General features: G+C 40.3%; 11 protein-coding genes, 1 tRNA gene and 2 rRNA genes. All 14 read right to left on the reverse strand.

Annotation, left to right across the window (positions count from 1 at the left end):
- Positions 1-17: 17 nt before the first annotated feature.
- Positions 18-581, reverse strand: coding sequence for a DUF1697 domain-containing protein (locus tag BQ5341_RS10160; protein WP_071131861.1), 564 nt, complete (start codon positions 579-581; stop codon positions 18-20).
- A gap of 65 nt (positions 582-646) precedes the next feature.
- Entirely contained in the window at positions 647-2,326 is a 1,680-nt protein-coding gene (locus tag BQ5341_RS10165; RefSeq protein WP_071131862.1) for a ribonuclease J, read from the reverse strand.
- Between the two features lie 212 nt (positions 2,327-2,538).
- Positions 2,539-3,705, reverse strand: a complete 1,167-nt coding sequence (locus BQ5341_RS10170) for an ABC transporter permease (protein WP_071131863.1) — start codon at positions 3,703-3,705, stop codon at positions 2,539-2,541.
- Positions 3,698-4,393 carry an ABC transporter ATP-binding protein gene (locus BQ5341_RS10175; RefSeq protein ID WP_071131864.1) on the reverse strand — a complete coding sequence of 232 codons (696 nt, stop codon included), beginning with the start codon at positions 4,391-4,393 and terminating at the stop codon, positions 3,698-3,700. The genes BQ5341_RS10170 and BQ5341_RS10175 overlap by 8 nt, the downstream gene beginning before the upstream one ends.
- A 708-nt stretch (positions 4,394-5,101) precedes the next feature.
- The gene (locus tag BQ5341_RS10180) at positions 5,102-6,112 is read right to left on the reverse strand and encodes an aldose epimerase family protein (protein ID WP_071131865.1); all 1,011 of its coding nucleotides are present in this window, start codon (positions 6,110-6,112) and stop codon (positions 5,102-5,104) included.
- A 146-nt stretch (positions 6,113-6,258) separates the two neighbouring features.
- Complete coding sequence (locus BQ5341_RS10185) at positions 6,259-7,641, reverse strand: amino acid permease (RefSeq protein ID WP_071131866.1); 1,383 nt, start codon at positions 7,639-7,641, stop codon at positions 6,259-6,261.
- A gap of 21 nt (positions 7,642-7,662) precedes the next feature.
- Entirely contained in the window at positions 7,663-8,526 is an 864-nt protein-coding gene (locus tag BQ5341_RS10190) for a GRP family sugar transporter (protein WP_071131867.1), read from the reverse strand.
- A 173-nt stretch (positions 8,527-8,699) separates the two neighbouring features.
- Complete coding sequence (locus tag BQ5341_RS10195; protein WP_071131950.1) at positions 8,700-11,339, reverse strand: valine--tRNA ligase; 2,640 nt, start codon at positions 11,337-11,339, stop codon at positions 8,700-8,702.
- A 227-nt stretch (positions 11,340-11,566) separates the two neighbouring features.
- A complete protein-coding gene (locus BQ5341_RS10200; RefSeq protein ID WP_071131868.1) occupies positions 11,567-12,253 on the reverse strand; it encodes a redox-sensing transcriptional repressor Rex in 687 nt (228 codons plus the stop codon).
- Between the two features lie 178 nt (positions 12,254-12,431).
- Complete coding sequence (thiI, locus tag BQ5341_RS10205; protein ID WP_071131869.1) at positions 12,432-13,664, reverse strand: tRNA uracil 4-sulfurtransferase ThiI; 1,233 nt, start codon at positions 13,662-13,664, stop codon at positions 12,432-12,434.
- Positions 13,661-14,824, reverse strand: coding sequence for a cysteine desulfurase family protein (locus tag BQ5341_RS10210; protein WP_071131870.1), 1,164 nt, complete (start codon positions 14,822-14,824; stop codon positions 13,661-13,663). The genes thiI and BQ5341_RS10210 overlap by 4 nt, the downstream gene beginning before the upstream one ends.
- Before the next feature lie 58 nt (positions 14,825-14,882).
- Positions 14,883-14,956 (reverse strand) — tRNA-Asn (locus BQ5341_RS10215).
- Between the two features lie 7 nt (positions 14,957-14,963).
- Positions 14,964-15,079 (reverse strand): 5S ribosomal RNA (gene rrf / locus BQ5341_RS10220).
- A 75-nt stretch (positions 15,080-15,154) separates the two neighbouring features.
- Positions 15,155-18,064: ribosomal RNA gene (locus BQ5341_RS10225) — 23S ribosomal RNA — on the reverse strand.
- Positions 18,065-18,220 lie beyond the last annotated feature (156 nt).

An 18,220-nucleotide genomic window follows, 5' to 3' on the forward strand; every position in this document is an offset into this window, starting at 1 on the left:
TCCTCATTTTCTATTTTCTAACTTAAATTTTGATGATCAGCCATCATTTTGGCCCCAACGTCCGATATTTTCGCTAAAGTATTGCCATTACGAATCGTTATTTTTTTGTATCCGGAATGTTTTAAAAGTTTCTGGTAGGCACTCTGACGATATTTCTTTAAATCACTGAAATCCGTCGACCAGAAAATCACTGGCGCTTGAACCATTATTTGTTCTAATGGGATTTGGGCTTGTTCTATTAATTCCAAAAAATCCTCTACCCGACCGTTTTCCAACATAAATAAAGCATTATGACGCCAAGTTTTTTGCGCGTTAAACCAGTTCGGACGAGCAAGCATCATCTCCTGCCAAATTTCCCAAGAAAAACTTACTAAATAAACTGGAAAATCAACATCTTGACGCAGCGCTTCGCCAATTTTTTGATCATCAACCTTCTCTCCAAAAAATAAAACGACGCCGGTATTACCAATCGTTGTCACTTGTTGAAAGCCCAGTGCTTCATACATTTTTTTTAAATCCGCCATAGCCAATTTCCCATGACCACCGACATTCAGTCCTCGCAATAAACTAATATATAGCATTAATATTCCTCCAGTCAAAAAAGCGACCGCCAATTGTGCGATCGCTTTTTCTATTTTTAAATTTCTTAAAAATTACGTTTCTTGCTAGAAGATTCCATAATTACTGGCAAAATCACCGGTTTGCGGCGGGTTTGATCGAACAAATAGCGACCTAATGAATCGCGAATTTCTTGTTTCAAACGGCTCCACTCAAATTCAGGATAGCGGAGATTTTTTTCCGTAATGTCAGTTACAATTTTAATTGTTTCTTCTATTAAATCATTATTTTCTTTCACATAAACAAAACCGCGGGAAGTAATTTGTGGTTTGGCAACAATTCGTTTTTCCCGACGATTAATCGTTAAAACGGCCACAAAAATCCCATCTTCAGATAATACTTTACGATCCCGCAAAACGATATTCCCAATATCACCGACACCAATTCCGTCAATCATCACGTTATCCGCTGGCACCGAACTCGTTAGCAATAAGCGTCCTTTTTCATAACTTAAGACATCGCCTTTAGTCGTTAGGAAAATATTGCGGTACGGAATCCCCACTTTATTGGCCAAATCCGCATGAGCCGCTAACTGACGATATTCTCCTTGAATTGGAATAAAGTATTCAGGTTTCAATAAATTCATCATCAATTGCAAATCTGTTGGATTACCGTGACCGGACACCCGCAAGTTATCAGTAATTGTTTTTACTTCCGCCCCAGCGCGATAAATCATATCCTCTGTTTTAGCAACGGTTGTTTCCATCGCCGTGGTTGGCGTGGTTGTAATATAGACTAAATCATTTTCTTTAATATGAATCGAGCGATGTTGATTGTTGGCCATTTTTTGCAACGACTTAATTGGTTCACCCATCCGACCAGTTTCTAAAATCAACAATTCATTGTCAGGATAGTTACGAATATCTTTAATTGGAATTAATAAATCATCGGCTGGCATTTGTAATTTTTCTAAACTTAAAGCTGTTTTTACAATCCGTTCCAAATCATGACCAGTTAAAACTACTTTGCGATTCGACGCTGCCGCAGCATTGAAAACTTGTTGAATTCGTTTCAAGTTAGAAGCGACACTGGCTACAATAATTCGATTTTCATGATAACGAATCGTATCTAAGACTTCTTCGGCGATTTGTTGTTCACTGGCAACTTGCAGCGGATTTTCAGCATTTGAAGAATCAGAAAGTAAAGCTAAGACGCCTTCGCTGCCGATTTTAGCTAAACGAGCAAAGTCGGTTTGGTAATCTTCTTCAGCGCTTTGATCGAATTTGAAATCTCCGGTATAAACGACAGATCCTTCTGAAGTTTTCACGACAATACCTAATGAATCGGGAATGGTGTGGGTCGTTTTGAAAAAGCTGACTGTTGCATCAGGAAAATCAATTTCAGTTTGCGCATCGACTACGTGGAATTCTTTAAATTTCTTGGTCGCTTCATAACTCTTGACATTCAGTTTTGCCAGTTCGATCGTCAATTGGGATCCAAAGACGGGCACAGGCATCGTTTCTAGAAAATAAGGCAGCGCCCCAATAGCATCTGCATGGCCGTGCGTTAAGAAAACGCCAGCCACTTTTTCAGCATTTTCTTGTAAATAAGTAAAATCAGGAATCACAACATCAATCCCTAACAGTTCGTCTTCAGGGTAGCGTAACCCACAATCTAGCACAAAAATCTCTTCTCCCACTTCAACGGCGTAAATATTTTTGCCGTTTTCACGGACGCCTCCTAGTGGAATAATTTTTAAATTGGTCAAACTTTTCACCTCGTAAATTTTTTTTATATTTTTGACTTATGTTGCCAACAGTTCCATTTTACCATAAAAACCAGCAGAAAGCCTTGAAATAAAACGGGAACTTTCAACGACTGCCATTGTCCTTTAATTAATTGTTGCTTTGCTTTTACCAAAAAAACACTAGCCACTAAAAATAAGCGCCGGACGCCCCATTTTAGTGGCTAGTGTTTTTTTTAAAGAGCTTGTCTTTTTTGTAAAACTAAAGCGCTCAAGACGTAGCACAAAGCCGCCGATAATAATAAGACGCTCAGCCCGGTTGTTAAACTTCCCACCGGCCATGGGGTGGTCCTAATAAGAAATTTCCCCACTTCTAAATAGCTACTTGGTAGAAATTTGGCAATCTTCCTTAAAAATCCGCTGGCTAAAATACCCGATTGCATCAGCAAAATTGGCACCACTAAAACAAATAAATTCACTCCAAAATTTCCTGAAAATAAACTGGAAAAAGCACTCAATGTCGCCAAAAAAATTAAAATAACGAGTAATAAAAGTAAATATAAGAGCAAAAAGTTGGCCATTGTTAAGATTTGAAAAGACTCCGCTCCAGTAGAAACAATTAGCGGATAATCTAATTGCCCCAATCCATACAAAGAAACATTTAATAAAAAGACAATGCCTAGCGCGATAAAAAATAATGGCAGCGTCAAAGCAAAAAAAGTGAAAATTTTACTGGTGAGTAGTTTGATTTTTTTTGTCGGGGCGTCGTTTAGTAGTTGGCTAGTGCCGTTATGCTTATCAATTGTAAAAAGTTGCGCCAATTGAATGCAAAAAAAAAGCAAAAGAATAAAAATCGGCACGCGATATAACAACGTGTTGGTTAAATAATGAATAGCCGGCACTTTAATAAAATACGAAGGAACTTCTGCCATCTGGTGAGCGATAAGATATTCATACAAAGCGATATCTTTTTTAAGCTCTGTTTCCGTCACGTTTAATTCTTTATCCGGAAATGGTAATAAGACAACCGATTCTCCACGTCCAGCTTGAATTTCTTGCAAATTATATTTCGCATAATTTAAATAGAGCTGATTTAATTCTTGCGCGTCAAAAGGACCCGCTGTTAGTAAAATCATATCTTGGACATATTTCAGGCGAGCTTTTTCTGCCGTAAGCATTTCGGCGTTTTCTTCAGGATTTTCGTTAAGTCCTTTTATCCGCTCTTGAATAGTGGCCGACGCACTTTTAATGGCCGTAAAAGTAGTCGATTGATTGATGGCCACATCGCTATTTAAATCATTTAAAAAACCCGATAACAAAACCAAAGCAAAAGCCAGTAAAATTACAACATTAAAACTGGTCAAAAAATTTCTTTTAAAATCAAGGCGAAATTGTTCAATCATGGCGGTCCTCCGCGTCTAAAAACATGGAAGTATATTCATGCATCATATCTTGGCCGGCGTTTTCTTCCACTTGAATCTTTTGGTCCCGTAAAAAGAACACTGTATCAGAAATCCGCCCCACCGAGTCCATTTGGTGAGAGGATACGAGTAATGATTTTCCTTGCGATTTTAAATCTCTGAAAATTTTCTCAAATTGCTGAATACTGGTAGGATCAAGTCCGTTTAACGGTTCATCAATTAAAAGCATTTTCGCATCACTCACTAAGTACATCGCCAGCAAAACATGTTGCTTCATCCCTAATGACAAGTGTTTAATTTTCTTTTTTTTGTAATCGGTCATTTCCAATTCCGCTAGAGTTTCTTCGATATTCACTTTAGAGTGCCACATTTTTTCAACATATTTCAAATGATCCAACACATTTAAATCATAATAAAGATGATTTGAACTTTCTAGAAAAAAGATTTGCTCCAAAAATTTAACCCTATTTTTTTTCAAGTTTTCTCCATTTAAATTAATCTCGGCTTTCCCGCTTGGCAAAAGTCCGCATAGGAGGCTTAACAAAGTCGTTTTCCCCGTCCCATTAGGAGCCACCAAACCAATAATTTGCCCATCACCTACCGTAAAACTCACTTCATCTAAAATTTGGTGTTTCCCAAACGCAAAACTCAATTGCTTCACTTCTAACATAATATCCCCTCCAAACTGAATTTTCTGAAATTTATAATTGTCTAAATTAGTCGGATTATAACACAAACACCTCTTAGCTGCAAACGTTCTATGGAAGCTCAATCTTAAATTTTTCGTCGCCGTTGTACGATTACGCCAATCATGCAGATAAGACAAGCTAACCAAACACCTAATATTAGACCCGCTTTAGACATTTTTATTCGTTCAAACCGCAGAATGTTTTATCATTTTTTTATTATATTTTCATTTTTCCAAATACTATATCAGTAGAATAGCACTTTGAAACTCTTAAACAAAAGCTTTTTAAAATTTTCAGTAAATTTTTTCATTAAAATCAATAATTATAAAAACTTTTTATATTATCTGCATTAAATAACTTTAAAACAAAAAAAAACATTGATTCTATTAGCTAACTTTAATTATTTTAAACTTTTATCTTCCTTAATAAATCGTTATAATAAAAGAAAAAGATCTTAAAACAAATTCGGTAATTCTCATAAGAAACAATAAATATTTCTAGTATTTTAATTAATTTTCATCCATTTTCTCCTTCATCCCTTTTTCATCATGAAATAATTAATTTAAAGGAGGTGATAAAATGATCGATTTTCCATGGCCGTTTCCTGTTCCAAGCAGCGACGAAGGCAATACCACACACGTGTAAAAAAAGAAGCATCTGCTGAAATTCAGCAGATGCTTCTTTTTATTTTACAGAACTTGATAAGTCGTTTTTGATTGGAAAATTTCACCAGGTTGTAAGACGATTTCGCCAAAACCTTCGTGACTCATGGCATCTGGTAAACTCTGTGGTTCAATCGCCACTGCACCATGGAAAGCTAGAGGTACTTCATCAAAATGTGGTACTTCCGCAAAATTACTTGTGAAAATCACCACTGCATCACGATCGGTAGTGATTTTTAATCGTAAAGACTCGTCAGGAGCAATCAGTTCAATCACATGTTCTTGCCCGTTAAACTTAAACGGATGGTCGACTCCTTCTTTCATAACAATCTGAGCGTCGTCACTAGCAAAAACTTCCGCTAATTTTTTACCTGCTCTAAGATCAAAAGGTCGTCCTTCTACTTGAGCTAAAACACCGGTTGGCAATGAATTTTCTTGTAACTCGCCAAAGCGATCGGCATTAATTTTTAGCGTATGTTGACTAATATCTAAACCATGTCCTGTCAAATTAAAATAACTATGATTCGTCGGATTAAATGGCGTGGCTTGATCTGTTTGCCCTTCATAAGAAATCGTCAACTTATTTTCATTAAACAAGCGATAAGTCACGGCAACTTCCAAATTCCCTGGGAAACCATTTTCCCCGTCGACTCTCTTATGAGAAAATTCCACCGCACAAGAATCTTCCTCTTCAAAAACTCGGCTAACAAAAATTTTACTTTCAAAAGAGTTCGCCCCACCATGCAAAGTATTGCCTTTTTCATTTTGGTCCGCTTGGAAATTTTTACCATCAATAGTAAATTGACCTTTAGTTATTCGCCCGGCCACAGGTCCAATTGTTGCACCAAAATATTTGGATGCATCTTTAAAGTCATTAGCTGTCGTTCCGCTGACGGCAACTTCTTGCAGCTGGCCATTGACTGGCACTTTGAAACTAATCATCCGCGCGCCGTAATTAACCACCGTCACTTGTGCTCCGTCATCATTGTTCAAAGTTAAATAAATGAAACCATTTTTTTTTTCTTCTGTAATTTTCATATGGCACCTCCAAAGATATTATACCGTAAATTTCCATAAGAGAATACGATTACAACAAAATAATTTATTGAACTAAAATCATTTTCTCTAGCAGCTTATTTTAAAAAAAAGCGCTGAACCCAAGATAAGGTTCAACACTTCTTAAATCATTTTTCCTTTAATTTACTGTGACTATAGCCGTAAAATAAATAGACTGCTAGGCCAATCACGCACCAAATGCCAAACAACAACCAAGTTAGACCAGATAATTGGAACATCAAAAGTCCACAAACGCCAATTGTAAAAATCGGCACTAAAGGTACGAAAGGCACCCGGAATTCATGTTTGGCCGGTTTGCCGTAATCATGGCGTAACTTCAGTAAGCCCACCGCTAAAATAACAAAATACATCAACGCGGACAAATTGGTCAGTTCCGCTAACATTTCTAATGGTAAAATACCAGCAAAAATCAGTGCTAATGCTCCGACAAAAATTGTCGCATTTTTTGGCGTATGATTTTTTTTATCGACTTTGTTAAAAAACTTAGGTAACAAGCCATCTTTACTAATGGCATAAAGCATCCGCGCTAAAGAATACGTCATGGAAATACACACCGTCAGCAAAGTAATAATCGCTCCGACTGAAATTACAGCGGCCACCACATTGTGATCTACAAAGCGCATGGCAAATGCCACCGGATCTTTGACATCTAAATGCGTATATGGCACCATTCCTGTCAACACTAACGTAACAATAATATATAAAATGGTTGAAATGACAATCGATCCAATAATCCCTCTTGGCACATTTTTTTGCGGATCTTTCACTTCTTCTGCGGCCATAGCCACAGCATCAAACCCGAGAAAGGCAAAGTAGACCATCGCCGCCCCACCAATGATACCAGTGGTGCCAAAGGGATTAAATGGCTCCCAGTTACCAGGTTTCACATAAAAGGCTCCTAAAATAACGAATAAGAAAATCAAACCAAATTTTACAAACAGCATTAAATTATTTAAGCGCAAAGCTTTTTTGGCCTCTAAAGAGACTAGCCAAGTTACAAAAACAATTACTGCCATAGCAATCACATCTAGATAAGTCCCATCTTCAGGATGAAAAGCCCCACTAACGGCTTTTGGTAAATAAATACCCACTGCATTTAAAAAACCATGGACATAACCTGACCAACCTGACGCCACTGAAGAAATGGCTAAGAAAAATTCACATATCACAATCCAACCAGTCATCCAGCCAATAATTTCGCCAAAAATAGCATACATATAAGCATACGGTCCACCTAAAATCGGCACACGGGAGGCAAACTCCGCATAAACAAGTCCTGATAAAATCACACAAAAAGCCGCTAGTACAAAAGATAAAATAAGGGCTGGCCCAGCTAAATTAGCAGCCGCCGTTCCGGTAACAACAAAAATACCGGTCCCCACAATCGCTCCTAATCCCAAAAAAATAAGATCAAGGGCATTTAAATCTCGTTTTAACATGGTTTTTGATGGATCTTCAGCGAGCATTGATTTTTTACGAAAAACTGACATCTCAGGCCTCCCTATTTTGAATTAGGCACCTGATTTCAGGTACCCTAATAGCATACCACCGACAATCACCAACAGGCAACCGGAAATAATGTAGCGCATTTCAAGTTTTGTCTTTTTCTCTCCTAAAATGTAAATCCCGCCAAGTGTGGAAATAATAATTCCCGTTTGTGATAAGGAGAAACTTACGGCTAGGCCAATGAGTTTCATGGCACTCAACATAAAGATATTCCCGGTACCCCATAAAAGTCCAGAGGCCATATTTTTTAAGACAACTTTTTCAAATTTAACTTTTCCGCCGGCAAAGACTAAAGCGCCAATCACCATTCCCACTGCTTGAGGCAAGATAACCGCTTGGGCGCCGACGCCAAAATAATTAATAATCGCATTGTAACTAGCATAACCTACTGTTGAAATAATTAGCGCGCGAATCCCGCGACCATAATTATGCAGCTCGCCAGTTTCTGGTGCATTGGGGTCTCTTCTAGAAGTTAAAGCTGAACCGACGATTAAACAAGCTAGAGCCAATAAGCCAAAAATAAAATCACGACTCGTTTGCCATTCGCCAAAAGCAAATACACCAATTAAAGTCGTTACAATCAGCTGCATCCCAGTAGATAGCGGCAAGGCAGAGGCCACCCCCATCGCTTTCATCCCGTGAAATTGTCCAACTTGACCTAATGACCACAAAAATCCCGCACCTAGACCGACAAGAATCGTTTTTAGATCAATCACTGGTTGTAAAATAATCGTTGCTACAATCGCAAAAACTAAAGCACCTAAAGTCATGCCTAGTGTTTGTTGGTTGGCATCGCCGCCAATTTTACCGCTAACTAATCCAATGGAACCCCACGCAAAAATGGGGATAATGGCATATAATAATCCCAAGAAAATCCTCCTCATATAATGATCTTTTATGTATTTACTAACTTAAAAAGCAGTAAAAACTAGTTTAACAGTTGAAAAACAGTTTGACAAGATTTTTGAAAGCAAGATTAAAATTTTCAAAAAAAAGGCTACTCAATAGGATATTGGTAGCCTTTTCTAATTAAAATATTCTTTTAAAGTTGTTGCAAAGTGACAATTCGTTCTTCAACTGCTTTTAGTTTGATTTCGTATTCTACGCCTTTTTGTTTTTCTTCATTTACTACGGCATCAGGGGCATTTTTAACAAATTTTTCGTTGCTTAATTTACCATTGACCCGGGCAACTTCTTTTTGCCATTTTGCAGCTTCTTTTTTAAGGCGCTCAATTTCTTCTGGTACATTAATTAAATCAGCTAATGGTAAATAAATTTCACAACCATTAATCACCGCCGACATAGCAAGATCTGGCGCTGTCAATTGTTGATTGATTTCCAAGTGCTCTGGATTAGTAAATCGGGTAATGTAATGGGTGTTGGCTTTTAGAAATTCTTCTATTTGATCCGTGGCCGGTTTTAACAAGAGGGTAATTTGTTTTGACAATGGCGTGTTCACTTCCGCACGAATATTTCGCACGGCGCGAATCAAGTCGACTAAGACTTCCATGCCGTCAGCGGCGGCTTGATCGTTAAATTCTGGTTGGACTACTGGATATTTGGCCACCATAATGGATTCACCTTCATGAGGAATTTCTTGCCAAATTTGTTCAGTAACAAAAGGCATCATAGGATGAGCCAAACGCAAAATTTGATCTAGGACATGAATTAAGACCGAACGAGTAGTTTGTTTTTGCGTTTCATCTTCGCCATACAACACTTCTTTACTCATTTCAATATACCAATCACAAAAATCATCCCAAATAAAGTTATACAAGACGCGACCTACTTCGGAAAATTCAAATTTGTCCGATAAAGTGGTCACTTTTTCAATCGTTTCATTTAGGCGAGTCAAAATCCAGCGATCAACAACGGTTTTCTCCCCCGTTAAATCAACATCAGAAACAGTCATTCCTTCCACATTCATCAAGACAAAACGACTAGCATTCCAAATTTTATTAATAAAGTTCCAAGCGGCATCCATTTTTTCATAAGAAAAACGAACATCTTGACCAGGAGCAGAGCCCGTCGTTAAGAACCAACGTAAAGCATCCGCGCCGTATTTTTCAATCACTTCACTAGGTTCAATCCCATTATCTAAAGACTTACTCATTTTCCGGCCTTGTTCATCGCGAATCAGACCATGGAGTAAGACATTTTTAAATGGTGCCACACCCGTGAATTCTAAACTTTGGAAAATCATCCGACTGACCCAAAAGAAAATAATATCCCAACCAGTAACTAAAGTGCTATTAGGGAAATAACGTTTGTAGTCAGGTGCTTCGGTATCCGGCCAACCCATCGTCGAAAATGGCCATAATGCAGAAGAAAACCAAGTATCTAACACATCTGGATCTTGTTCCCAATTTTCGCTGTCTTCAGGCGCTTGCATCCCGACATACATTTCGCCAGTTTCCTTATGATACCAAGCTGGAATTTGATGTCCCCACCATAATTGACGAGAAATAACCCAATCGTGGACATTTTCCATCCAAGTTAAAAAGGTCTTATTAAATCGTTCTGGATAAAAATCAACGGCATCATCGGTGTCTTGATTTTTTATCGCTAATTCAGCGAGCGGCGCCATTTTAACAAACCACTGAGTAGAAAGGCGAGGTTCCACCATCACACCCGTTCGTTCAGAATGTCCGACTGAATGGGTAATTTCTTCAATCCGAATTAGCACGCCCGAGGCTTTTAAGTCTTCAACAATTTGTTTGCGGGCTTCAAAGCGATCAAGTCCAGCATATTTTCCAGCCAATTCATTCATGGTGCCATCGTTATTCATAACATTAACCCGTGGCAAATTGTGACGATTCCCGACTTCAAAGTCATTAGGATCATGAGCTGGCGTAATTTTTACCACACCAGTTCCAAATTCCATTTCCGCATGCTTATCGGCAATAACGGGAATTTCTTTATCAACTAAAGGCAAGATGACATTTTTTCCGATGTATTCTTGGTAGCGAACATCATCAGGATTCACCGCTAAAGCAGTATCTCCTAGCATGGTTTCCGGTCTAGTGGTAGCTACTTCTAAAAATCCAGAACCGTCTGCTAAAGGATATTTCAAATGATAAAAGGCACCTTGGACATCTTTATGAATAACTTCAATATCAGAAAGTGCTGTTTGGGCTTTAGGATCCCAGTTAATAATATATTCTCCACGATAAATCATTTTTTTCTCGTATAATTTTACAAAAACTGTCCGAACCGCTTCAGATAAACCGTCATCTAAAGTAAATCGTTCCCGAGAATAATCTAACGATAAGCCGAGTTTTGCCCACTCTTCTCTAAAATGGCCAGCGTATTCTTCTTTCCATTCCCAAATTTTTTCCACCAGTTTTTCCCGTCCTAAATCATAACGAGAAATCCCTTGTTCGGCTAATTTGGCTTCTACTTTAGCTTGGGTAGCAATCCCTGCGTGATCCATTCCCGGTAACCACAAAGTATCATAGCCTTGCATTCTTTTTTGACGAATAATTACATCTTGTAGCGTCACGTCCCAGGCATGACCTAAATGTAAATTCCCAGTCACATTAGGCGGAGGAATCACAATACTATATGGCTCAGCCTCTGGATCTCCGCTTGGTTTAAATAAATCTTCGGCCAGCCACTTTTGATAACGGCCACTTTCTACTTCTTTTGGATTATATTTACTACTTAATTCCATTTTCTTCATCCTTTCTTTTACAAAAAACAAAAAAAGCGCCCTAGTCTTCACTAGGACGCTTTAGCGCGGTACCACCTATGTTATAGAAAAAATTTTCTTCTATCCCTCGAATGTTGTAACGGTCATCACCGGTAAACTCCAAAGCAACCCGCAAAGAATTCGGTCGGGCCTTTCACCAGCTACCCGTCGCTTTACCCAAATTTTCTTTACTCCTCTTTTTCATCGTTGGCTCTATTTTACAAAGCTTTTTTCAACTTGTCAAACGCCAGATTTTTTTCTTTTTTTTGCACCGTTTCATCATAGTAAATTAAAGTCTGCAATTCCGTCGTTAAATCAATATATTGCATATTCACTTGACTAGGGACTTTCACTCGATCGGAAGCAAAATTTAAAATTGCGGTAATCCCACTTTGAATAATGGCTTCAATTGCTTTTTGAGCATTCACACTAGGGACCGTAGAAATAGCGACAGTGATTTCTCTTGTCCCCACTGTTTCAGCTAAACTCGCCATATCTTCAATGGTCACGCCATTCACAATTTCACCAATCAGTTGCGGATTAGTATCAAAGGCGGCGATAATATTGAGATTTTCACTGCGGCCAAAATTATTATTAATAAGGGCTTTTCCTAAGTTCCCACAGCCGATAATTGCAATCTTTTTTTCATTTTTCGTATTTAAAATCTCGCAAAAAACTTCAATCAAGTAGGCAACGTCATAGCCGTAACCACTACGACCTAACTCCCCTAAATGTGAAAAATCTCGCCGAATCGTCGCAGACGGTATTTGCGTCATTTCACTAAATTCTCGCGACTTAATCCGCGTTACCCCATTTTCCTCTAACATTTTTAAATAACGCAAATATAATGGTAATCGTTTCGAGGTTGCTTTAGGTATTGTCTTTAAGCGTTCTTCATCAACCAAAATGCGCCCTCCTTTTGTATTTTTTTTCACATTGACAAAGCTAAGTCTACCACTTGATTTTCAAAAAAGCAATTAGTATGTGAAAAACGCAACTAATATTTTAGTCATCTTTCGGCAAAAAAAGCTGCCGCAAAAAAGATTTTCACTTTTTCGCTACAGCTTGATAATTTTTTTAGTTTTACAATAAATCGTCAAATAAATCTTTTTCGGCACTAGCGTTTTCTGGCGTATTGACTAGTCCGTTAACATTTATTTGGGAAACAATTATTTTTTCCACTGCCCGCAAGACAAGTCCTTCTACATCAAGGCGGCTTTCATAAAATTGCACTTTTTCAACTTGAGGTTTGGTTTTTGGTTGCGGTGGCGCAAAGATTGTGCAGCAATCTTCAAATGGTTGAATTGACAATTGGAACGTATCAATTTTTTCAGCGAGGTCAATAATTTCAATTTTATCCATCGTAACTACTGGGCGGATAATCGGCGTATTGGTGACTTCATTAATGGCTACCATCGATGGTAAAGTTTGTGAAGCCACTTGCCCTAAAGATTCTCCGTTAATAATTACTAAGCCATGACGTAAATTTTTAATTTCATCAGTAATCCGCATCATAAACCGGCGAGTAATCGTCATTAAATAACCTTGCGGCACTTTATTTTTAATTTCTTCTTGAATTTCCGTAAAAGGCACTTCAATAAATTGAATCGTTCCTACATAAGGCGCTAATTTAGCTGTTAAGTCTTGCGCTTTTTTCAATGCTTGCACGCTCGTATAAGGAGGAGATGCAAAGTGGACTGCTTCGATTTCCACGCCCCGTTTCATGGCCAAAAATCCAGCAACAGGGGAGTCAATTCCACCAGAAAGCATCAACATTCCGCGACCGCTAGTACCCACTGGCAATCCACCAGCTCCTTTAACAGTTAAGTAGGATAAATACGCGCCTTCTTTACGAATTTCAACCCGTAACGTAATGTCTGGTTTTCTCATTTGTGCTTGAATTTCCGGATAGACATCAAAAACCGCATTTCCTAAAAATAAATTCAAAGCATTAGTATCTAGTTCAAAGTTATGATCGGCCCGCTTTGTATTGACTTTAAAAGTTAAACCAGGCTCATACGCTTCTTTCATTAACTCTAGCGCAGTTGCTTTGATGATTTCTAAGTCTTTGGGCACTTTAATCATAGGAGAAAAATTTTGAATCCCAAAAATTTTCGTTAGTCCCTGACAGACACCTGTTGGATCGGCACCATTTAATACTAAATGCATCCGATCTTTTTTACCGTAAATTTTCACCTCTGGATAAGCAACTAAAGCTTGACGAACATTTTGCGCCAAACGTTGAATAAAGGTGAAGCGATTCTTCCCTTTGGTGGACAGCTCGCCGTAACGCACCATAATTTCTGTGTAGTTCATCGTGTCCCTCCTGTATGATTAATTTTGGAAAATTTTTGTCGTAAGAATTTCAGTTGAATTAAAAATTGTTCCATCTCAGCTAAAGTGTTCGTTTCTGTCAAACTAATCCGCACCGCGGTTTTCGCCTTAATATCATCGACACCCATGGCATGTAGTGTGGAACTGGCGGCATTTTTCTTTGAAGAACAGGCACTCGTAGTAGAAAGAAAAATTTCTTTTTCTTCAAAGGCATGAACTACCACTTCGCCACGAATCCCTTTAATCCCAAAACACAAAATATGGGGAGAAAAATCATCTCCATTTCCAGAAAAAATAGTGACTTCCGGAAACTCTTGCAAACTAGCATACAAATAATCGCGATTCTTTTTCATATAAGCTTGCTTTTGAGCGCCGTCTTCCATCGTGAGTCGCAAGGCTTTAGCCATAGCTACAATCGCCGGCAAATTTTCAGTGCCACTCCGCTGATTATTTTCCTGCCCACCACCATTAAGTAAAGGGGCTAATTTTCGCCCTTCTTTCCAATAAATAAATCCAATGCCCCGTGGTCCATGAAATTTATGACCTGAGAAAGTCGCAAAATCCACACGTTCAGGTAACCAAAGATTCGTTGGGACTTTGCCAATTGCTTGGACTGCATCCACATGAAAATGAATTGTTGGATAATCCATTAAAAGTTCAGCAATTTCTTGAATCGGTTGAATAGCACCAATTTCGTTATTGACGGCCATCACAGAAACTAAAATCGTATCTTCGCGAATTAATTTTTTTAGCGCAAGGACATCAACAAATCCTTTTGCATCCACCGGAGCGATATCAATTATAAATCCTAATCCGGCTAATTGAGCAGCTGTTTGACTTACTGCGGGATGTTCCACTGCTGAAATGATGATATGACCACCGAAATCGCGCTTAGCTAACGCCGTTCCCTTGAGGACCCAATTGTCTCCTTCAGTTCCGCCAGAAGTAAAGGCAATTTCATTTTCTTTAACCATCAGTAACTCAGCAATTTGCCGACGACTTTCTTGTAGCAGGCGCGAAGCAACCGTCCCTAATTCATTTAAACTAGAAGGATTACCAAAAACGCGTTGGCTAGTCTTCACATATGTCTGTAAAACTTGTGGATCAATTGGTGTTGTCGCTGCATTATCTAGATAAATCATAAAAATTACTCCTTTTTTTTGCAAATAAAAAAGCATCAGCAATTTGCTGATGCAACGACTCCGGCAGTAGGACTCGAACCTACGACATCATGATTAACAGTCATGCGCTACTACCAACTGAGCTATGCCGGAATATCCAGCGTGGCGACGTCCTACTCTCACAAGGGGAAACCCCTCACTACAATCGGCGCTAAGAAGCTTAACTACTGTGTTCGGCATGGGAACAGGTGTATCCTTCTTGCTATCGCCACCACACTTGGTGTTTTTTTTGAATGAACTTTCTTCATTCAAAACTGGATCTGAATTAACTTACTGACAAACCTAAACCTTTTGGTTAAGTCCTCGATCGATTAGTATCAGTCCGCTCCATATATCACTATACTTCCACTTCTGACCTATCTACCTGATCATCTTTCAGGGATCTTACTTTCTTAAAGAAATGGGAAATCTTATCTTGAGGTGGGCTTCACACTTAGATGCTTTCAGCGTTTATCCCTTCCCTACATAGCTACCCAGCGATGCCTTTGGCAAGACAACTGGTACACCAGCGGTAAGTCCATCCCGGTCCTCTCGTACTAAGGACAGCTCCTCTCAAATTTCCAACGCCCGCGACGGATAGGGACCGAACTGTCTCACGACGTTCTGAACCCAGCTCGCGTGCCGCTTTAATGGGCGAACAGCCCAACCCTTGGGACCGACTACAGCCCCAGGATGCGACGAGCCGACATCGAGGTGCCAAACCTCCCCGTCGATGTGGACTCTTGGGGGAGATAAGCCTGTTATCCCCAGGGTAGCTTTTATCCGTTGAGCGATGGCCCTTCCATGCGGAACCACCGGATCACTAAGCCCGACTTTCGTCCCTGCTCGACTTGTAGGTCTCGCAGTCAAGCTCCCTTGTGCCTTTACACTCTGCGAATGATTTCCAACCATTCTGAGGGAACCTTTGGGCGCCTCCGTTACACTTTAGGAGGCGACCGCCCCAGTCAAACTGCCCATCTGACACTGTCTCCCACCACGATGAGTGATGCGGGTTAGAGTGGTCATAACACAAGGGTAGTATCCCACCAACGCCTCCATCGAGACTAGCGTCCCGACTTCCTTGGCTCCTACCTATCCTGTACGTGTGTTACAAACACTCAATATCAAATTGCAGTAAAGCTCCATGGGGTCTTTCCGTCCTGTCGCGGGTAACCTGCATCTTCACAGGTACTAAAATTTCACCGAGTCTCTCGTTGAGACAGTGCCCAAATCGTTACGCCTTTCGTGCGGGTCGGAACTTACCCGACAAGGAATTTCGCTACCTTAGGACCGTTATAGTTACGGCCGCCGTTTACTGGGGCTTCAATTCGTACCTTCGCTTACGCTAAGCACTCCTCTTAACCTTCCAGCACCGGGCAGGCGTCACCCCCTATACGTCATCTTTCGATTTTGCAGAGAGCTGTGTTTTTGATAAACAGTCGCTTGGGCCTATTCACTGCGGCTGACCTTGCGGTCAGCACCCCTTCTCCCGAAGTTACGGGGTCATTTTGCCGAGTTCCTTAACGAGAGTTCTCTCGCTCACCTTAGGATCCTCTCCTCGACTACCTGTGTCGGTTTGCGGTACGGGTTGTTGTTTTCTAACTAGAAGCTTTTCTTGACAGTGTGGACTCAGAAACTTCGGTACTATAATTTCCCTCCCCATCACAACTCATCCTTAAAAAGAAGCATTTGACTCCTCTTCAGACTTATTGCTTGGGCAGACACTTCCAGTCGTCTGCTTTTCTTATCCTCCTGCGTCCCTCCATTGTTCAAACAAAAACAACAAGTACAGGAATATCAACCTGTTATCCATCGCCTACGCCTTTCGGCCTCAGCTTAGGTCCCGACTAACCCTGGGCGGACGAGCCTTCCCCAGGAAACCTTAGTCATTCGGTGGACGGGATTCTCACCCGTCTTTCGCTACTCATACCGGCATTCTCACTTCTAAGCGCTCCAGTAGTCCTTACGATCTACCTTCAACGCCCTTAGAACGCTCTCCTACCATAACACTTACGTGTTATCCACAGCTTCGGTAATGTGTTTAGCCCCGGTACATTTTCGGCGCAGGGTCACTCGACTAGTGAGCTATTACGCACTCTTTAAATGGTGGCTGCTTCTGAGCCAACATCCTAGTTGTTTAAGCAACCCCACATCCTTTTCCACTTAACACATATTTTGGGACCTTAGCTGGTGGTCTGGGCTGTTTCCCTTTCGACTACGGATCTTATCACTCGCAGTCTGACTCCCAGAGATAAGTCGATGGCATTCGGAGTTTATCTGAATTCGGTAACCCGAGACGGGCCCCTAGTCCAAACAGTGCTCTACCTCCACGACTCTTACTCTGAGGCTAGCCCTAAAGCTATTTCGGAGAGAACCAGCTATCTCCAAGTTCGATTGGAATTTCTCCGCTACCCACACCTCATCCCCGCACTTTTCAACGTACGTGGGTTCGGTCCTCCAGTGCGTTTTACCACACCTTCAACCTGGACATGGGTAGATCACATGGTTTCGGGTCTACGACTACTTACTGATGCGCCCTATTCAGACTCGCTTTCGCTACGGCTCCGTCTCTTCAACTTAACCTCGCAAGCAATCGTAACTCGCCGGTTCATTCTACAAAAGGCACGCCATCACCCATTAACGGGCTTTGACTTGTTGTAGGCACACGGTTTCAGGTTCTATTTCACTCCCCTTCCGGGGTGCTTTTCACCTTTCCCTCACGGTACTGGTTCACTATCGGTCACTAGGTAGTATTTAGCCTTGGGAGATGGTCCTCCCGGATTCCGACGGAATTCCTCGTGTTCCGCCGTACTCAGGATACTCCTAGGTGTTGTTAGAATTTCATCTACGGGGTTTTTACCCTCTTTGACAGACCTTTCCAGGTCCTTCGACTATTCTAACAAACTACCATATTGGAGTCCTACAACCCCAAAGAGCAAGCTCTTTGGTTTGGGCTTTTCCCTTTTCGCTCGCCGCTACTCAGGGAATCGAATTTTCTTTCTCTTCCTGCAGGTACTTAGATGTTTCAGTTCTCTGCGTGTACCTCGTTTATACTATGTATTCATATAAACGTAACATTCTATGACAAATGTTGGGTTTCCCCATTCGGAAATCTCTGGATCACAGCTTACTTACAGCTCCCCAAAGCATATCGGTGTTAGTCCCGTCCTTCATCGGCTCCTAGTGCCAAGGCATCCACCGTGCGCCCTTATTCACTTAACCTTCAAATCGACTTTCGTCGACGGTTTAATACTACGCACAAGCGATTGTGTTTCGTATTCAAATAAGTAATTGAATTCGTCTTTCAACTCATTCAACACGTTGTTCTCGGTTTGTTTTGCTTTATTAATTCAGTATCCAGTTTTCAATGAACAAAGT

It is taken from the genome of Enterococcus timonensis (assembly GCF_900104595.1).
GTDB classification, from domain to species: Bacteria; Bacillota; Bacilli; order Lactobacillales; family Enterococcaceae; genus Enterococcus_J; species Enterococcus_J timonensis.

What these genes read in the sequence shown, in the direction of transcription:
- BQ5341_RS10160 (WP_071131861.1), bottom strand. Translation starts at nt 581, where the DNA reads ATGCTATATATTAGTTTATTGCGAGGACTGAATGTCGGTGGTCATGGG.
- BQ5341_RS10195 (WP_071131950.1), bottom strand. Translation starts at nt 11,339, where the DNA reads ATGAAGAAAATGGAATTAAGTAGTAAATATAATCCAAAAGAAGTAGAA.
- BQ5341_RS10185 (WP_071131866.1), bottom strand. Translation starts at nt 7,641, where the DNA reads ATGTCAGTTTTTCGTAAAAAATCAATGCTCGCTGAAGATCCATCAAAA.
- BQ5341_RS10175 (WP_071131864.1), bottom strand. Translation starts at nt 4,393, where the DNA reads ATGTTAGAAGTGAAGCAATTGAGTTTTGCGTTTGGGAAACACCAAATT.
- BQ5341_RS10180 (WP_071131865.1), bottom strand. Translation starts at nt 6,112, where the DNA reads ATGAAAATTACAGAAGAAAAAAAAAATGGTTTCATTTATTTAACTTTG.
- thiI (WP_071131869.1), bottom strand. Translation starts at nt 13,664, where the DNA reads ATGAACTACACAGAAATTATGGTGCGTTACGGCGAGCTGTCCACCAAA.
- BQ5341_RS10170 (WP_071131863.1), bottom strand. Translation starts at nt 3,705, where the DNA reads ATGATTGAACAATTTCGCCTTGATTTTAAAAGAAATTTTTTGACCAGT.
- BQ5341_RS10210 (WP_071131870.1), bottom strand. Translation starts at nt 14,824, where the DNA reads ATGATTTATCTAGATAATGCAGCGACAACACCAATTGATCCACAAGTT.